This is a genomic window from Pseudomonas sp. CM27, from assembly GCF_013179515.1.
In the GTDB taxonomy this organism is placed as follows: domain Bacteria; phylum Pseudomonadota; class Gammaproteobacteria; order Pseudomonadales; family Pseudomonadaceae; genus Aquipseudomonas.
Window position 1 is genome coordinate 1 of record NZ_JABMCN010000441.1, and the last position, 1,309, is coordinate 1,309.

A 1,309-nucleotide genomic window follows, 5' to 3' on the forward strand; every position below is an offset into this window, starting at 1 on the left:
GGTGGAGTTGGCGCCGCGCAGAATCTCGATGCGCTCGTAGGCATAAGGGTCTTCACGCACACCGCGCATCGAACTCAAGGTCAGGCCGTCACGGTAAGTGGTGGCCTGAAAGCCGCGGATCTGAAAGTAGTCGTTGCGATCATCCGAGCCATAGAAGTCACTGACTACGCCCGGGGTGTACTGCAGGGCCTCTTCCGTGGTGCTGACACTGCGCTGCTCCATTTCCTTGCGGGTCACCACAGACACGGATGCAGGCGTGTTGCGGATGCTGGTCGCCACCTTGCCGCCTACCCAAAGCTCCTGGGCGACCACCGAGTTCAGGTCATCATCGGCACTGGCCTTGACCTTGGCATTGATGATCAGCGGCGCCAGGCGATAATCCTCGGTAGCGCCAATTTCCAGCGGGCCGGCTGGCTTTGGTTGTGGTTTTACCAGGTAAGCACTCGGGCCTTGCTGCTCCGCCTGAAGCTCGGTCCCCTGCAACAACGACGAGAGTGCAGCCGAGGTGCCCAGCGTACCCTGCACGCCCGCCGTGTCGCGGTTGGCTACGCTCTTTGCGTCGAAGGACAAGCTGATCCCCGCCTGGCGCGCAAAGTGGTCAAGCGCCGGGGCCAGTGGGCCACCAGGAATGTTCCATTGCTGCACCGGGTTGTTTTGCTCAGCGTTTGCAGCGTGCGCAAGCGCAGGCAGCGCACAGCTGCTGACAACCAGGCCAAGGAAAGCAGCGTGCACAGCACGGCTCAATGGATGGCGCTGTGGAACCGGGGTAAAACTCATTTTCTCGCTCCGTAGAGGGTCGGCAGACGGGCCTGTATTCCGGCCTTTTCTACAAGCCGAACGAGAATGAGAAAACACCTCATTTATTTTCAGGGCGTTTTACAGTGCTAGACTGGTTGCGCGTTGCCACTACTGACAAGGACTTCCCGCATGACCCAACCCCCAGACGGCCTGCCAATCTACCGCGTATTGACCGGCCCCGACGATGTGAACTTCTGCCGCCGGGTCAGCGCCGCCCTGGAACTGGGCTACCAGCTGCACGGCTCGCCCGCGCTCACCTTCAACGGTGAAACCGTGATTGTGGCGCAGGCACTGCTCTGGCCCGAGGCCAAATAGGCAAGTTGCTAAAGCAGGGAGCTCAAGCGCTGAACACGGGCCGCGTCAACGCAACGGCGCTGAACCCGCATCGGCAGTGGCATCATTCAGCTGCAGAATGTGTGCCTTGATGGCGTTGCCAGCCATTTCGAACAGCTCGCAGCAAAAGGCGTCGCCCTGCTCCTGCAAGGGTGAGTCTTGCAACGCGTCGGCCGCA

Annotated in this window: 2 protein-coding genes; one reads left to right on the forward strand and one right to left on the reverse strand. The window is 60.9% G+C overall.

Going from position 1 to position 1,309, the window contains the following annotated elements; genetic code table 11:
* Positions 1-777, reverse strand: a 777-nt coding sequence (locus HP547_RS28785; RefSeq protein WP_172288891.1) for a TonB-dependent receptor, incomplete at its 3' end; no start/stop codon positions are given.
* Positions 778-927: 150 nt separating this feature from the next.
* Here HP547_RS28785 and HP547_RS28790 point away from each other — a divergent pair.
* Positions 928-1,113 carry a DUF1737 domain-containing protein gene (locus tag HP547_RS28790; RefSeq protein WP_172288893.1) on the forward strand — a complete coding sequence of 62 codons (186 nt, stop codon included), beginning with the start codon at positions 928-930 and terminating at the stop codon, positions 1,111-1,113.
* Positions 1,114-1,309: the final 196 nt, after the last annotated feature.

Coding starts and splice junctions, on each gene's coding strand:
- HP547_RS28790 (WP_172288893.1), top strand. CDS start 928: ATGACCCAACCCCCAGACGGCCTGCCAATCTACCGCGTATTGACCGGC.